Annotated in this window: 16 protein-coding genes; 14 read left to right on the top strand and 2 right to left on the bottom strand. The window is 74.5% G+C overall.

Going from position 1 to position 13820, the window contains the following annotated elements; translation table 11 throughout:
• The first annotated feature begins 74 nt into the window (after nucleotides 1-74).
• The 3 genes from lipA to VM636_RS22050 all read left to right on the top strand — a co-directional run bounded on the left by lipA (nucleotide 75) and on the right by VM636_RS22050 (nucleotide 2414).
• Nucleotides 75-1064 carry a lipoyl synthase gene (gene lipA / locus VM636_RS22060; RefSeq protein WP_030417756.1) on the top strand — a complete coding sequence of 330 codons (990 nt, stop codon included), beginning with the start codon at nucleotides 75-77 and terminating at the stop codon, nucleotides 1062-1064.
• A gap of 303 nt (nucleotides 1065-1367) precedes the next feature.
• Nucleotides 1368-1586: a hypothetical protein gene (locus VM636_RS22055; RefSeq protein WP_030417755.1), complete on the top strand. Its 219-nt coding sequence runs from the start codon at nucleotides 1368-1370 to the stop codon at nucleotides 1584-1586.
• A 123-nt stretch (nucleotides 1587-1709) separates the two neighbouring features.
• The gene (locus tag VM636_RS22050) at nucleotides 1710-2414 is read left to right on the top strand and encodes a DUF4191 domain-containing protein (RefSeq protein ID WP_030417754.1); all 705 of its coding nucleotides are present in this window, start codon (nucleotides 1710-1712) and stop codon (nucleotides 2412-2414) included.
• A 206-nt stretch (nucleotides 2415-2620) separates the two neighbouring features.
• Here VM636_RS22050 and VM636_RS22045 read toward each other — a convergent pair whose 3' ends face one another.
• On the bottom strand, nucleotides 2621-3088 hold the full coding sequence (locus tag VM636_RS22045) for an RDD family protein (RefSeq protein WP_030417753.1): 468 nt from the start codon (nucleotides 3086-3088) through the stop codon (nucleotides 2621-2623).
• Between the two features lie 284 nt (nucleotides 3089-3372).
• Here VM636_RS22045 and glnA point away from each other — a divergent pair, with 284 nt between their 5' ends.
• The 5 genes from glnA to VM636_RS22020 all read left to right on the top strand — a co-directional run bounded on the left by glnA (nucleotide 3373) and on the right by VM636_RS22020 (nucleotide 7633).
• Nucleotides 3373-4782 carry a type I glutamate--ammonia ligase gene (gene glnA, locus VM636_RS22040; RefSeq protein ID WP_030417752.1) on the top strand — a complete coding sequence of 470 codons (1410 nt, stop codon included), beginning with the start codon at nucleotides 3373-3375 and terminating at the stop codon, nucleotides 4780-4782.
• A gap of 139 nt (nucleotides 4783-4921) precedes the next feature.
• Complete coding sequence (locus VM636_RS22035; RefSeq protein ID WP_051821132.1) at nucleotides 4922-5512, top strand: hypothetical protein; 591 nt, start codon at nucleotides 4922-4924, stop codon at nucleotides 5510-5512.
• A gap of 210 nt (nucleotides 5513-5722) precedes the next feature.
• On the top strand, nucleotides 5723-5989 hold the full coding sequence (locus VM636_RS22030) for a hypothetical protein (RefSeq protein WP_030417750.1): 267 nt from the start codon (nucleotides 5723-5725) through the stop codon (nucleotides 5987-5989).
• 144 nt (nucleotides 5990-6133) lie between these two features.
• Nucleotides 6134-7051, top strand: coding sequence for a zinc metalloprotease HtpX (htpX, locus tag VM636_RS22025; protein WP_030417749.1), 918 nt, complete (start codon nucleotides 6134-6136; stop codon nucleotides 7049-7051).
• Nucleotides 7052-7054: 3 nt separating this feature from the next.
• Nucleotides 7055-7633 (top strand): hypothetical protein, encoded by a 579-nt coding sequence (locus VM636_RS22020; RefSeq protein WP_030417748.1) that lies wholly within the window; start codon nucleotides 7055-7057, stop codon nucleotides 7631-7633.
• Nucleotides 7634-7715: 82 nt separating this feature from the next.
• On the opposite strand, the gene VM636_RS22015 is transcribed toward VM636_RS22020, so the two are convergent.
• The gene (locus VM636_RS22015) at nucleotides 7716-8030 is read right to left on the bottom strand and encodes a hypothetical protein (RefSeq protein ID WP_030417747.1); all 315 of its coding nucleotides are present in this window, start codon (nucleotides 8028-8030) and stop codon (nucleotides 7716-7718) included.
• Between the two features lie 264 nt (nucleotides 8031-8294).
• Between VM636_RS22015 and VM636_RS22010 the strand changes: the two genes are divergently transcribed.
• From VM636_RS22010 to VM636_RS21985, 6 genes are all read left to right on the top strand, one after another.
• A complete protein-coding gene (locus VM636_RS22010) occupies nucleotides 8295-8654 on the top strand; it encodes an arsenate reductase family protein (protein WP_030417746.1) in 360 nt (119 codons plus the stop codon).
• A gap of 152 nt (nucleotides 8655-8806) precedes the next feature.
• On the top strand, nucleotides 8807-9583 hold the full coding sequence (locus VM636_RS22005) for a hypothetical protein (RefSeq protein ID WP_053912573.1): 777 nt from the start codon (nucleotides 8807-8809) through the stop codon (nucleotides 9581-9583).
• A 116-nt stretch (nucleotides 9584-9699) separates the two neighbouring features.
• Nucleotides 9700-10413, top strand: coding sequence for a hypothetical protein (locus VM636_RS22000; protein ID WP_030417744.1), 714 nt, complete (start codon nucleotides 9700-9702; stop codon nucleotides 10411-10413).
• Between the two features lie 508 nt (nucleotides 10414-10921).
• Nucleotides 10922-11353, top strand: a complete 432-nt coding sequence (locus VM636_RS21995; protein ID WP_053912691.1) for a MarR family transcriptional regulator — start codon at nucleotides 10922-10924, stop codon at nucleotides 11351-11353.
• Between the two features lie 540 nt (nucleotides 11354-11893).
• A complete protein-coding gene (locus tag VM636_RS21990) occupies nucleotides 11894-12562 on the top strand; it encodes a winged helix-turn-helix domain-containing protein (protein ID WP_053912572.1) in 669 nt (222 codons plus the stop codon).
• Nucleotides 12563-12642: 80 nt separating this feature from the next.
• Nucleotides 12643-13659 carry an SDR family oxidoreductase gene (locus VM636_RS21985; protein WP_053912571.1) on the top strand — a complete coding sequence of 339 codons (1017 nt, stop codon included), beginning with the start codon at nucleotides 12643-12645 and terminating at the stop codon, nucleotides 13657-13659.
• Nucleotides 13660-13820: the final 161 nt, after the last annotated feature.

Raw genomic sequence — 13820 nt, 5'->3', positions numbered from 1 at the left:
TGGCCTCACCGCAGAGCCCGCCCATCACGGGCGTACCCTGGTGTACGCCGAAGAATCGAAGCTAGGGAGCCGACGTGTCCGCAGTCGCACCCGACGGACGCAAGATGCTGCGCCTGGAGGTCCGCAACAGCCAGACCCCCATCGAGCGCAAGCCCGAGTGGATCAAGACCCGGGCGAAAATGGGCCCCGAGTACACCAAGATGCAGAACCTCGTGAAGAGCGAGGGCCTGCACACGGTCTGCCAGGAAGCCGGCTGCCCCAACATCTACGAATGCTGGGAGGACCGCGAGGCGACCTTCCTCATCGGCGGCGACCAGTGCACCCGGCGCTGCGACTTCTGCCAGATCGACACCGGCAAGCCCGAGGCGCTCGACCGTGACGAGCCGCGCCGGGTCGGCGAGTCCGTGGTCACCATGGACCTCAACTACGCCACGATCACCGGCGTCGCCCGCGACGACCTCCCGGACGGCGGTGCCTGGCTCTACGCCGAGACGGTCCGCCAGATCCACCGGCAGACGGAGGGGCGCGCGGACGGCCGGACCAAGGTCGAACTGCTCGCCCCCGACTTCAACGCGGTCCCCGAGCTGCTGCGCGAGGTCTTCGACTCCCGCCCCGAGGTCTTCGCGCACAACGTCGAGACGGTGCCCCGGATCTTCAAGCGCATCCGCCCCGGCTTCCGCTACGAGCGCTCCCTGAAGGTCCTCACCGACGCCCGCGACCACGGGCTGGTCACCAAGTCCAACCTCATCCTCGGCATGGGCGAGACCCGCGAGGAGGTCGGCGAGGCGCTGCGGCAGCTCCACGACGCGGGCTGCGAGCTGATCACCATCACGCAGTACCTGCGCCCCTCCGTGCGCCACCACCCCGTGGAGCGCTGGGTCAAGCCGCAGGAGTTCGTGGAGCTGAAGGAGGAGGCCGAGCAGATCGGCTTCTCCGGTGTGATGTCCGGCCCGCTGGTGCGCTCCTCGTACCGCGCCGGGCGGCTCTACGCGATGGCCCGCGAGCAGCGCCACTCGGCCGCCGCCGGACAGGGCGCCGACCCGGTCGCCGCACGGGCCGTCTGACGGCGGCGGGCCGCCCCGGGCCCCGTTCGCGGGGCCGCGCCGAGCCCGTCGGGCGGCGTGTCCCGACGGGCGTGTGAAATCCCGCACAAGCCACTACCGGCCGGTAGCGAACGGTGTTCCGCGGCCCCGACCGTCCCCGCAGATGAGGGCCGCGGCCGGGGCCGCGCGGCCGTCACGGGCACCCGCACCCGTCCGTCATCCGCGTTTGACCGGCCGGTCACGCCCTGGTAACACCAAACCGTGACCCTGGAATCACGCCACGTGCACCCGTACCCGTCGCGGTACCGAGGGGGGACTTCCACGATGCCGGCCGCACCCGTCCGCGCCACCGCCATCCCGTCGTTCGGCACCGCCCTGCGGGCCGTCGAGTCGCTGCTGATGAGCGGCGGCCAGCGCACCGCCCGCCGCAACGCCTGGACCTCCGTGCTGGAGGACCGCCGCCGCGCCCGGGACCGCGTCGAGACCGAGCGGGTGCTGGGCGGGTCCTCCGAGGGCCCCCACCCCCTCGACGGGCACCCGTGACGTCCCCCTGACGCCCCGTCCCCGCCGCTCGCGGACGCACCGCCGCGCCCGTTCCCGGGGCCCGCGCCGCCCCGCCGGGCACTGCCGTCGTGGGCGCTTTCCCGGGCACGTAGACTTCGGGACATGGCGAGGAAGGAAACCGCAGCGGACGCTGCGAACCCCGGGCGACTGAAGCAGATCGCCCTGACCTACAAGATGACCCGCAAGGCCGACAAGAAGATCGGTCTTGTACTCGCGGCTGTCGGCATCGTCGTCCTCGGTGTCTTCCTCGCGATCGGTTTCCTGGTCGGTCACCCCATCTATCTCGGCATCCTGGGCCTGCTGCTCGCCTTCCTCGCGACGGCGATCGTCTTCGGGCGCCGGGCCGAGCGGGCGGCCTTCGGGCAGATGGAGGGCCAGCCCGGCGCCGCGGCGGCGGTCCTGGACAACATCGGCCGGGGCTGGACGACCACCCCCGCGGTGGCAATGAACCGCAGCCAGGACGTGGTGCACCGGGCGGTCGGCAAGGCCGGCATCGTGCTGGTCGCCGAGGGCAACCCGAACCGGGTGAAGACCCTGCTGGCGGCCGAGAAGAAGAAGATGAACCGCATCGTCGCCGACGTGCCGGTGCACGATCTGATCGTGGGCGACGGCGAGGGCCGGGTGGAGCTGAAGAAGCTCCGCACCACCATGCTGAAGCTGCCGCGCGTGCTCACCGGCCCGCAGGTCACGGCGACCAACGACCGGCTGCGCGCCCTGGGCGACCTGATGAGCAACATGCCGGTGCCCAAGGGGCCGATGCCGAAGGGCATGCGGATGCCGAAGGGCGGCAGCCCGAGGCAGCGCTGAGCCTCCCGACGCGGAACGGCGAAGGGGCGCCCGGATCACTCCGGGCGCCCCTTCGCCGTTCCGCGTGCGCGGGTCCGCCGTTCCGCGTGCGCGGACGGCGCGGGGTCCGAGGGCCCGGGAGGCGCCGGAGCGGCGGGCGCGGGTCCGTGCCCGGTCCCGGGGCGCCGGGCCCGCCGACGCGAGTGACGCGGGTAACGCCGGTGGCGCTAGAGGCGGACCTCGACGGTGCGGGCCAGGCGGTCGTGCAGGCCGCGGCCGTCCCGGTCCCACACCAGCGCCGGGATCGCGACGCACAGCAGGGCGGAGCGCAGCAGGGCGCGCAGCGGGTTGACGCGGCCCGTGCCCAGTTCGACCACGCGCAGCCCGAAGAGCCGCTTGCCCGGGGTGAAACCGAGCGTGCCGACGGTCAGCACGCTCAGCACGAAGAAGATGAGCAGCGCCCAGTTGCCGGTCGCCTGCTGGTAGCCATCCGTGATCAGACCGTTGGCGATCAGGAGGCACAGGGTCCAGTCGACGGCGAGGGCGCCGACACGCCGGCCCGGCCGGGCGATGGAGCCCGGTCCCTCCTCGGGCAGGCCGAGCTGCTCGCCCCGGTACCCCAGCTCCCCGCCGGCTCCCTCGATGGCCGCGCGCGGGCCGGAGAGCCACGATCCCATTGCTTGCCTGTTGTCCACGACGTCCACGGTACTGGGCGCGCTGCCGGACACCCGACGGAGGGTGGCCCGGCGGACGGGGGCGAAACCGGGTGCGGGAGGGCGGCGCGGGGCGGGTGACCAGGGGGTGTGACCGGCCCGACAGGCGCCTAGGCTGACACCGTGGCCGGTTAACTTCTGCGAAACATACGGGTCACGCCCGAGAAATTTCCCGTCCATAGGGTCGAGGGGAGCGTGGGCCGCCCGCAATGGCACACGCACGATCTACCACCCCGGCGGGACGGTCGGGAGTAGGAGGAGCCGGAATGTTCCAGAACGCCGACGAAGCCAAGAAATTCATCGCGGACGAGGACGTCAAGTTCATCGACGTCCGCTTCTGCGACCTGCCGGGCGTCATGCAGCACTTCACGCTGCCGGCCGGGGCGTTCGACCCGGACGAGGAGCAGGCCTTCGACGGTTCCTCCATCCGCGGTTTCCAGGCCATCCACGAGTCGGACATGTCGCTGCGCGCCGATCTGTCCACCGCCCGCGTGGACCCCTTCCGGCGGGACAAGACCCTCAACATCAACTTCTTCATCCACGACCCGATCACCGGTGAGCAGTACTCCCGTGACCCGCGGAACGTGGCCCGCAAGGCCGAGGCGTACCTCGCCTCCACCGGCATCGCCGACACGGCGTTCTTCGGCCCCGAGGCCGAGTTCTACGTCTTCGACAGCGTGCGTTTCGCCACCAGCGCGAACGAGAGCTTCTACCACATCGACTCCGAGGCCGGCGCCTGGAACACCGGTGCCCTGGAGGACAACCGCGGCTACAAGGTCCGCTACAAGGGCGGCTACTTCCCCGTCCCGCCGGTCGACCACTTCGCCGACCTGCGTGCCGAGATCTCCCTGGAGCTGGAGCGGGCCGGCCTCCAGGTGGAGCGCCAGCACCACGAGGTGGGCACGGCCGGCCAGGCCGAGATCAACTACAAGTTCAACACGCTGCTCGCCGCCGCCGACGACCTCCAGCTCTTCAAGTACATCGTGAAGAACGTGGCCTGGAAGAACGGCAAGACGGCCACCTTCATGCCGAAGCCGATCTTCGGCGACAACGGTTCGGGCATGCACGTCCACCAGTCGCTGTGGAGCAACGGCGAACCCCTCTTCTACGACGAGCAGGGCTACGCCGGCCTCTCCGACACCGCCCGCCACTACATCGGCGGCGTCCTGCGGCACGCCCCGTCGCTGCTGGCCTTCACCAACCCGACGGTGAACTCGTACCACCGCCTGGTGCCGGGCTTCGAGGCGCCGGTGAACCTCGTGTACTCGCAGCGCAACCGCTCGGCCGCGATGCGCATCCCGATCACCGGCTCGAACCCGAAGGCCAAGCGCGTCGAGTTCCGCGCCCCGGACGCCTCCGGCAACCCGTACCTGGCCTTCTCCGCGCTGCTGCTGGCCGGCCTGGACGGCATCAAGAACAAGATCGAGCCGGCCGACCCGATCGACAAGGACCTCTACGAGCTGCCCCCCGAGGAGCACGCCAACGTGGCCCAGGTCCCGACCTCCCTGGACGCGGTCCTGGACCGGCTGGAGGCCGACCACGAGTTCCTGCTCCAGGGCGACGTCTTCACGCCGGACCTGATCGAGACGTGGATCGACTTCAAGCGCGCCAACGAGATCGCGCCCCTCCAGCTCCGCCCGCACCCCCACGAGTTCGAGATGTACTTCGACGTGTGAGGACGGCGGGCGCGAGCCCGTCGCCGCCGCCTGGAGCTCCGCCTCTCGTCACGAGGGGCGGGGCTCGGCAGCGTGTGGGGGCGAGGTCTGCCGGACGGTGGCGGGGACATGCCGGGGTGGGCCGTGGCAGGGTGCGGGCATGGGATGGACGTACCGGGCACATGCCGGACTCGCGGGCGGGCTGAGCACCGTGCTGACGGTGGCCGCGCTGCTCACCTGGGTGCCGGGTACGGTGCCGACGGCGCCGGGGTGGCTCACCGGGGTGGGGTACGGCCTGGCCTTGCCGTTGTTCCTGGTGGCCCTGGCGCGGCTCGCGCCTCTCCGGGCCGACCGGTACCTGGCCTGGCAGGCGTTCCGCTGCGTTCCGCTCCCCGCGCGGGCGGTGCTGGGGACGCTGCCGGCGGCGGGCACGCTGACGATGGCCGTCGACCTGGCACGCAACGAGACCCTGACCTCCCCCGAGGCCCGCGACGGCCGGTACTGCGCGCGGGAGACGGCGCCGGGCGCGCGCGGGGAGGTCGAGATCCCCGAGGGGCGCCACCAGGCCCTCCGGGAGGAGGAGCGGCGCGGGGCGCTGGCCGGCGCGGGCCTCTTCGCCGCCGGCGCGGCCTACGCCGTCCTCACCGCGGCCGGGCTGCGGCGGGCGGACCGCGCGGTGGCGGACCACGGGAACGGCGCGGCGCAGGGCCCGGCGACGGCCGGGCCGGCGGAGCCCACCCCGACGCCGTAGGGCCGGGCGTCGCGCCGGGGCGAGGGCGTCCCGGGCCACGGCAGGGGGCCGCGCGCCCTGGGGCGGCGGGGGGGTGTCGCGCCGGGGGCGGGGTTCCTCACGGCCGGTTCCGGCGGAAAACGCTTCCCTCCGCGGCTTCCGAGGGGAATCATCGACAGTGACACGACTGTTCGATCGAGGACGCGCAGCGGAACGGGGAGAGGTACGGGGATGTCCGAGCGGCACGACGAGGAACGCGAGTTCGATCTGCGGTGGGCCGAGGGAGCCGAGCACAAGGAGCCCTCCGCCCGTGCCCGCATGCTGGCGGCGCGGTGGAAGGAGAACCCGCCCGGTCCGGTGCCCTTCCGCGCCGACCCCGAGCACGGGCGCTCCCGGCACCGTCACCGCTCGCCGTGGACGTCGGCGGCCCTGGTCCTCGGCATCGTCGCCGCGGTCATCCTGCTCCTGGGGTACGTGGAGTTCCGCGCGCCCTTCTGAGGCCGCCCTTCCGACGCCGTCCGCCGCCCCGACCAGGCGATCCGCCCCCCGCGCCCGTCACGAGTACCGCCGCGAACCACCCCTATCCGGCCGTACGGGTGCACACTGGACATCGGAACGAGTCCCTGACTGCGGGGTGATGAGATGCAGAGCCGCTTCCGGAGCGACCGGCGGTTGACCGTCCGTATGGGGGTCACGCTGTTCCTGCTCGGGTTGCTGTACGTGGGCTTCGTGGCCGCGTTGATCACGCTGCTGAAGTCCTGGGTCCTGGTCGTGGTGATCGTCGCGCTGCTGTTCGGCGCCCAGTACTGGTTCTCCGACCGGATCGCGCTGTTCGCCATGCACGGCAAGGTCGTCGAACGGGACGAGTATCCGGAGCTGCACGGGGTCGTGGACCGGCTGGCGGCGATGGCGGACATGCCGAAACCGCTGGTCGCCGTGTCGGCGATGGACATGCCGAACGCGTTCGCCACGGGACGCAACGCGGACAACGCGGTGGTCTGTGTGACCACCGGCCTGCTGCGGCGGCTGGAACCGGCCGAACTGGAGGGCGTGCTCGCGCACGAGTTGTCGCACGTGGCCCACAAGGACGTGGCGGTGATCACGGTCGCGTCCTTCCTCGGGGTGATCGCCGGACTCATCGTGCGGTTCGCCTTCTACTCACAGCTCTTCGGCGGCGGCCGGCGGGACCAGAACACCCTCGTCGTCTTCGCGGCGATCATGGGCGTCTCGGCCGCCGTGTACACGATCAGCTTCCTGTTGATCCGTGCCCTGTCCCGGTACCGGGAGCTGGCGGCGGACCGGGCGGCGGCGGTGCTCACCGGCCGTCCCTCGGCGCTGGCGGCGGCGCTCACCAAGGTGTCCGGGGACATCGCCCGCATCCCGACGAAGGACCTGCGGACGGCGCAGGCGTTCAACGCCTTCTACTTCACGCCGGCCTTCGGGTCCGACCCCGGTCTGGGCAAGTTCTTCGCCACGCACCCGAGCCTGGAGCAGCGGCTCGAACAGCTCGGCCGGATCTCGGCGGAGCTGGACGAGGCCGCGGCGCCCGGGAAGGCGTGACGCATGGGCCTGCTGGACATCCTGCTCGGCCGTACGAAACCCGTCGCACCCGACCTCGACCGCCTCTTCGCGCTGCCCTCCGCGGCGGTGACTCTGGAGGCGGCGGCCGGTTTCCGGCCGACCGGACAGGGCGCGGTCTGCTTCGCCACCGTCGAGGGCTCGGCCTTCGACGAGACCCACCGCGAGGTCCGCGCCCTGCTGGACGCGGACGCCGGGCGGACCCCGGTGGAGCTGAGCCGCGACGAGTACGGCTATTCGTGGCTCGTCTCACGCCGCTCCCCCGACGACCTCCCCCTGCTGGTGAACGACCTCCACGCGGTCAACAGCTCCATGGAGGCCAACGGCTTCGGCCCCCAGTTGCTCTGCTCGCTCGCCGGCTTCCAGGACGGCGAGGGGCGGCGGCTGGCCCTGGTCTACCTCTACAAGCGCGGCACCTTCTACCCCTTCGCCCCGCTGCCCGGCGCCAGGGAGCGCCGGGACAACGCGCTGGAGCTGCGGATCAGGGCCGTGCTGGCCGACGACCTCACCATCGAGCAGGATCTCGGCCGCTGGTTCCCCGTGTGGGGCGCGCCCGGACTGTGAGGGCCGCCCCGAGGCCGGGACGGGCGGCGGGGCCGCCCGGCTACAGGCGGGACGGCGCCGGGGCGGGTCCCGGCGCCGGGGCTCACCGGGCGGAGTGCAGGAACGCCCGCACCATGCGGCAGGTGATCGCCGACGGCGGGTGGACGCCGACGGTGCGCGCGGTCTCCCGTATCGTCTCGTCGCCGGCCTGCTCGGGCAGGTAGACGCCGGTGTCGAGCAGGGCTATGGCGAGCCGCATCGCCTTGAGCCGGCGGTTGTGCGCCACGTACCAGGCGCGGGGGCGGCCGGCGGGCAGCGGTCGCTTCGCCACGGGGGCGTACGGCAGGTCGAGCGGGACGGGACGCCGGGCGGTGGACTGGGTGGGCAGCGGCTTCGGCTTCAGGGCGGCAGCGGTCACGGGCATCCTCCTGACGCGGACGGGGCGCCGTCCGGACACCCCGGCGACACCCTCGAACACTGCGTCCATTCTACCGTCGGACACTGACATCCGGGGAGCCTGTGGACAGCCAAACGTCCAGGTCAGGACAGACAACGGGGCGACGTCACCTCCGGTACGCACGGGGCGCCCGGGGCACGGGAATTCGAACAGAGGGGGTGGGCGGCGGAGGTGCGGACGGGCCGGGGCGCCACTTCTCGGCCCGGCCCGGCTACCGTGTGCGGTATGGAGATCTGGATCAATCCGGCCTGCTCGAAGTGCCGCGGCGCGATCGCCCTGCTGGACGAGGCGGGCGCCGAGTACACCGTCCGCCGGTACCTGGAGGACGTGCCCGGCGAGGACGAGATCCGCGAGGTTCTGGGGCGGCTCGGCCTGGAGCCCTGGGACATCACCCGCACCCAGGAGCCCGCGGCGAAGGACCTGGGCGTCAAGGACTGGCCCCGGGACGACGCCGCCCGCGAGCGCTGGATCGCCGCGCTCGCCGCGCACCCCAAACTGATCCAGCGGCCGATCATCACCGCCGACGACGGGACGGCCGTGGTCGGCCGCACCGACGAGGCCGTCCGCGACGCCCTGTCCCGCTAGCGGCCCCGCCGGCGCGGCGGGCGGGCCGCGCCCCCGCGCGTCCCCGCCGCCCGCCGGACGGGTCCGCAGGAGACCGGACGTGTCCGCAGAAGAGCGGTACGGGGAGCGCGCGCCGCGACTCGGAGTGGTCCGCGCTGTTACTCTGCGCCGCGATGAGCCACGACGATCAAGGCGGACGGGGCCGGCCGGCGGGTACCGGTGCGGCCGGGCCGCGCCGCCGTCGGCGCACCCGGGTCTTACTGGCCGCGGCGGCGGGCGGCGTCCTCGTCGCGGCCGTCGCCGTCGACACCCCGCCGCCGTCCGCGCCCGGCGGGGAACCGCCGCCCGCCGCCGCCCGCACGACCGCCGGGACGAGCGCGCCCTCCGTCCCCGCCGGACTGCCGGGAACCGTCGACGGCAGGCCGCCCCGGCCGGCGGTCCGGCCGGAACGCGCCTTCCCCGCGACGGCCGTGCGGCTGCCCGACGGCTCCCGGTACAAGCGCCTGGACCTGGTGACCACTGCCGACTGCGCCCACCCGCTGGGGCCCGGGGCCCTCGCCGGCCGGGCCGAGAACTGCCGGCGGCTGACCGCCGCCCTGTTCACCGACGCCGAGCGGCGTTCGCGCGTGACGGTGACCGTGGTCAGCTTCGGACGGGCCGAGGACGCCTCGGCGCTCCGCGCGGTCCTCGCGGGAGCCCCGGCCGGCGACCGCGGCAACCCGCTCGACCCGCCGCCCGGTTCCGGCCTGCCCGCGGCCCCGGCCGGTGCCCCGTCCGTCCGGCGCGATCTGCCCGCCGTCCGCTCGGTGGTCCTCGCCGACGGCCGCTGGGCCGACGGCTCCCCGGCGGACGCGCGGGCCCTGACCCGGCAGACGGAGGGGCTGGCGCGGTACGTACGCGACAACGTGGTGTCCTACGAGGAGGGCGGCGTCGGCCCGGTCCCGGAGTGACCGGCGGGCGCCTGCTGTGACGTACGTTACGCCGGACGATCCCCGTGTCCCTGAGCAACCTTGTTCGGCATCTCGTACATAGCGGCGTACGCTCCCCTACCCTTCAGGAGCCGCGCATGTCGCGCAGGAGAACTCTCGGCACGAAGAAGACGATCGCCCTGCTGGTCGGTGCGGCGACGGTGGCGGGCGGTGGGGCCTTCGTGATGGCGAACGCCTCCCACGCCCAGACCACCGCCCACGCCCAGACGAGGTCGGCCCGGGACGCGACCGTCTGCCAGGGCCTGGCCACCGCGCTCGGCAACAACCAGCGGTTCATCGCGGACCAGCGGGCCGCCCCCGACGCCCAGTCGGAGGCACGGATCGCCAACCGCGAGGCCGTCGTCGAGGAGATCAAGCGCAAGCAGGAGGCGTCCGGGTGCGCGGTGGGGGAGTCGGCTCAGGACTCCCAGGCCGGGCAGCCGTCGCGGGGCGGGGCCCAGGAGGCCGGACAGGGAGCCGGACAGGCGGCCGGCGGGAACGCCGGCCCGGGCGCGGACCAGGCGGGCGGCCAGGACGCCGGGCAGTCCGGGGCCGGGCAGGCGGGACAGCGGGTCTGCGACGGCTCCACCGTCACCCTCTCCGGTGAGGGCGGTGCCCCGGCCGCGTCCAGCAACCAGTTCCCGGCGGGGACGAAGCTGCGCGTCACCAACCTGGACAACGACAAGTCCACGACGGTCGAGGTCACCTCGGTCTCGGGAAGCTGCGTCCTGCTCAACGACTCCGCCTTCGAACTCGTCCGCGAGCCGGGCAAGTTCCTGATCCGCCGGGCCGTGATCGAAAAGGTGGGATGAGACACCGCCCCGCCCCGGGACGGCTCCCCGGACCGGCGGGACGGCACAGCGCACGGCCGGGCACGCCGCCTGGCCCCGGCGGGCATCGTCCGCGGGGCCGAGGAGGAACAGGCGGCGCACCCGGCCGTGTCCGCGCCCGCGGGCACCGAGCCCCGCGGGCGGCCCGGCCCGGGAGACGGGCGGGACGACGGTCGGAGGGCCACGGCGCATGCTCATGCACGGTCAGGACCCCGGTGAGCGGGAAAGACGAGTCCGGTGGGACGGGCGGGAGCGGCAAGACGCGCCGGACGGGCGGGCCCGACAGGGCCCGCGGGACGCGCGGGAGGACCCCTGGGCCGGGCCCCTTCCCGAAGCCGGGCCTGATCACGGACCTGTGGCCGGACCGGGCCGCGGCCCTGGCGCCGGTCCCGCCACAGACCCTGGCGCCGGTCCCGCCGGTGATCCCGCCGCCGGTCCTCCCCCCGGTCCGGCCGGCGGGCCCGCGCCCGATCCCGCCGCCGGGCCCGAGATCGTCCGGCTGCTGCGCGCCGTGGCCGCGGGGCTGTCGGCCCACGGCGCGCGGTTCGCGCAGCGGCACGGCATGCATCCGACCGACGTCCGCGCCGTGACCGTGCTCCTCGACGCCTCCGGCACGGGCGAGGAGCTGACCGCCGGGCGCCTCGGCGCGGCGCTCGGGCTGAACTCCGCCGGGACGACCGCGCTGGTCGACCGGCTGGAACGGGCCGGGCACGCGCGCCGGGTCCGCGGCCGGCGCGACCGGCGCCACGTCGTCGTCCGGGTCGAGGACCGCGCGGTCGGCCTGGTCGGGCCCCACACCGGACGGCTCGCCGACCGCGCGACGGCCCTCCTGCGCGACTACGACGACCGTGAACTCGCCGCCGTCCGCCGCTTCCTGACCGGCATGCGCGACGCGGCCGGTCAGGAGGCGGCGGACGCCTGAGGGACGAGCGGACCGGACGCGCGGGACACGCGGGACACGGTACGGAAGCGCCGTACGGACCCCCGACACGCCGCACCCGCACCCGGCACCCGGCGGGGCTCCCCGCCCCGGGTGTCCGGCGCACCCGACGGGCCCCGCCACCGGCACGCGCCGTGCGGGCGACACGTCCGGCCGGGGGTGTCGGGCGCCGAGGACCGGCACGCCCTCCGCCGCCGGCCCCCTCTTTCACGCCATCCGGCGTGTCCGCGCCTCGGTCGCGGTCTCCTGCCGCCGCCCGGGGTCTGCTTCAATGGGGCTCATGGTCGGCTTCCGGAAGTTCGCGGCGACGGGTCCTCGGGACCTGGAGCCCTTCTGGCCTTCCCGTCAGCACCACGACTTCGACCGGGTGTGTTGCCGCGCGACGACCGCGCCGGCCCGCTAGAACGCCGTACCCCGGCCCCGGCCAGCGCGCACGACGTACGTCCCCGCGACGCGCCCGACCACGTTCCCGTGGCCGTCGCCCCTCCCGACGAACCTCTCGCGCGAAAGAGCTGACGTCCCATGGCGACCATCCGTCCCCTGTCCCCCGTCCCCCCGGCCCACCCCCGCGCCACGCCCCCCGAGCGTCCCTCGGGCCGTCCCGCCCCCTCCCCCGCCGCCCCGCCCGCCGGCGACCCCCGGCACCGGCTGCGTGCCGTCGACCGCGACGACGCGCAGGGGCCCGCGCCGCGCCCCGGCGTCCCCGAGGCGCTGGGCGGCGTGACCGACCTGCTGCCGCCCGGCGCGACCTGGCTTCCCGCGCCCCCGCAGTCGCTGCCCGCCCTGCCGGGCCGGCCGCCGATGGTGGGCTACCTCGTCCTCGTCCCGGCGGACCGGCAGCCGCCCCTGCCGCCGGTGGCCGTCACCGGCCGTCCCGAGAAGGGCTCGCCGGGCGGCGACCCGCTGGTACGGATCGACGCCGCGCGGCGCACCGCTTCCGTCGACGGGCGCGAACTCGACCTGACCTACCTGGAGTTCGAGCTGCTGGCACACCTGGTGGCGCACCCGCACCGGGTGCACACGCGCGACCACCTGGTCACCACCGTGTGGGGCTACGGACACGTGGGCGACGGCCGCACCGTCGACGTGCACATCGCCCGGCTGCGCCGCAAACTCGGCGCCGAGCACCGGCGGACGATCCAGACGGTGCGCCGGGTCGGCTACAAGTACGTCCCGCCGGCCGGTCGCTGAGCCCCGTCCGGCCGGGCGGGCGTTCTGCGCCGACGGCGGAATCCCGCGCCGCCGGCCACCGCGCCGGGCACAGTGGCCGCATGAGACTACTGGTGCTGGGCGGAACGGAGTTCGCGGGACGGGCCCTGGTGGAGGCGGCGCTCGCACGGGGCTGGGACGTCACCGTCCTGAACCGGGGACGGCACGCGCCGCCGCCCGGGGCGCGGGCGCTGCGCGGCGACCGGACGGCGAACGGCGGTCTCGACGCGCTGGCCGAGGGCACCTGGGACGCCGTCGTCGACACCTGGTCGGCGGCGCCCCGCGCGGTGCGGGACACGGCGCGGCTGCTGCGGGACCGCGCCGGACGGTACGTGTACGTGTCGAGCTGCTCGGTGTACGCGTGGCCGCCGTCCCCCGGGTACGGCGAGGACGCGCCGCTCGTCGAGGGCGCCGCGCCGGACGCGGACCGGACGGACTACGCGCGGGACAAGCGGGGCGCCGAACTGGCCGTCCTGGACGCCTTCGGCGCGGACCGCTCGGTGCTCGTCCGGGCCGGGCTGATCCTTGGCCCGTACGAGAACATCGGGCGGTTGCCGTGGTGGCTGAACCGGATGGCGCGGGGCGGCCCGGTGCTCGCCCCGGGGCCGCGGGAGCTGCCGCTCCAGTACGTGGACGTGCGCGACCTCGCCGCGTGGGTCCTCGACGCCGTGGAGCAGGGGCTGAGCGGGCCGTACAACCTCGTCTCGCCGCAGGGGCACGCCACCATGGGCGCGCTGCTCGACGCCTGCGCCGAGGTCACCGGCGGCACGGCCGTGTTGCGGTGGACCGACCCCGGCGCGGTCCTCGCCGCGGGGATCGAACCGTGGACGCAGCTCCCGGTGTGGGTGCCGCCCGGCGGCGAACTGCACGGCGCCCTGCACCGCTCCGACGTCTCCCGCGTCCTGGCCACGGGGCTGCGCTGCCGCCCGGTCGCCGAGACGGTGCGCGACACCTGGCGGTGGCTGTGCTCCCTCGGCGGCAACGCGCCGCAGCGGCCGGACCGGCCCGCGGTGGGGCTGGACCCGGTGACCGAGGCGAGGGTGCTGGCCACCGGCGCGCAGGGGCCGGGCACCCGCTGACGGCCCGCCCCCTCGCCCCTCACCCGGGTGAGGCGATGACAACCGTCAGTGTCCCAGGGGCTGTGGGGACCCGAGCCGTCCGGTGGGTCACCGGAAAATCCCCGGGACGGGTGAACACCTCGCGGGCGCCCTCCGTATGGATGGGCGCCGCTTCACTCCTG

This window comes from Streptomyces sp. SCSIO 75703 (genome assembly GCF_036607905.1).
GTDB lineage: Bacteria > Actinomycetota > Actinomycetes > Streptomycetales > Streptomycetaceae > Streptomyces.
This window is presented reverse-complemented; position numbering and strand designations above follow the sequence as displayed.

Excerpts from the sequence above, each read along its gene's own strand:
- htpX (WP_030417749.1), top strand. The coding sequence starts at position 6,134 with ATGCAGAGCCGCTTCCGGAGCGACCGGCGGTTGACCGTCCGTATGGGG.
- glnA (WP_030417752.1), top strand. The coding sequence starts at position 3,373 with ATGTTCCAGAACGCCGACGAAGCCAAGAAATTCATCGCGGACGAGGAC.
- VM636_RS22050 (WP_030417754.1), top strand. The coding sequence starts at position 1,710 with ATGGCGAGGAAGGAAACCGCAGCGGACGCTGCGAACCCCGGGCGACTG.
- VM636_RS21990 (WP_053912572.1), top strand. The coding sequence starts at position 11,894 with ATGGCGACCATCCGTCCCCTGTCCCCCGTCCCCCCGGCCCACCCCCGC.
- VM636_RS22030 (WP_030417750.1), top strand. The coding sequence starts at position 5,723 with ATGTCCGAGCGGCACGACGAGGAACGCGAGTTCGATCTGCGGTGGGCC.
- VM636_RS22020 (WP_030417748.1), top strand. The coding sequence starts at position 7,055 with ATGGGCCTGCTGGACATCCTGCTCGGCCGTACGAAACCCGTCGCACCC.
- VM636_RS22010 (WP_030417746.1), top strand. The coding sequence starts at position 8,295 with ATGGAGATCTGGATCAATCCGGCCTGCTCGAAGTGCCGCGGCGCGATC.
- VM636_RS22035 (WP_051821132.1), top strand. The coding sequence starts at position 4,922 with ATGGGATGGACGTACCGGGCACATGCCGGACTCGCGGGCGGGCTGAGC.
- VM636_RS22055 (WP_030417755.1), top strand. The coding sequence starts at position 1,368 with ATGCCGGCCGCACCCGTCCGCGCCACCGCCATCCCGTCGTTCGGCACC.
- VM636_RS21985 (WP_053912571.1), top strand. The coding sequence starts at position 12,643 with ATGAGACTACTGGTGCTGGGCGGAACGGAGTTCGCGGGACGGGCCCTG.
- VM636_RS22000 (WP_030417744.1), top strand. The coding sequence starts at position 9,700 with ATGTCGCGCAGGAGAACTCTCGGCACGAAGAAGACGATCGCCCTGCTG.
- VM636_RS22005 (WP_053912573.1), top strand. The coding sequence starts at position 8,807 with ATGAGCCACGACGATCAAGGCGGACGGGGCCGGCCGGCGGGTACCGGT.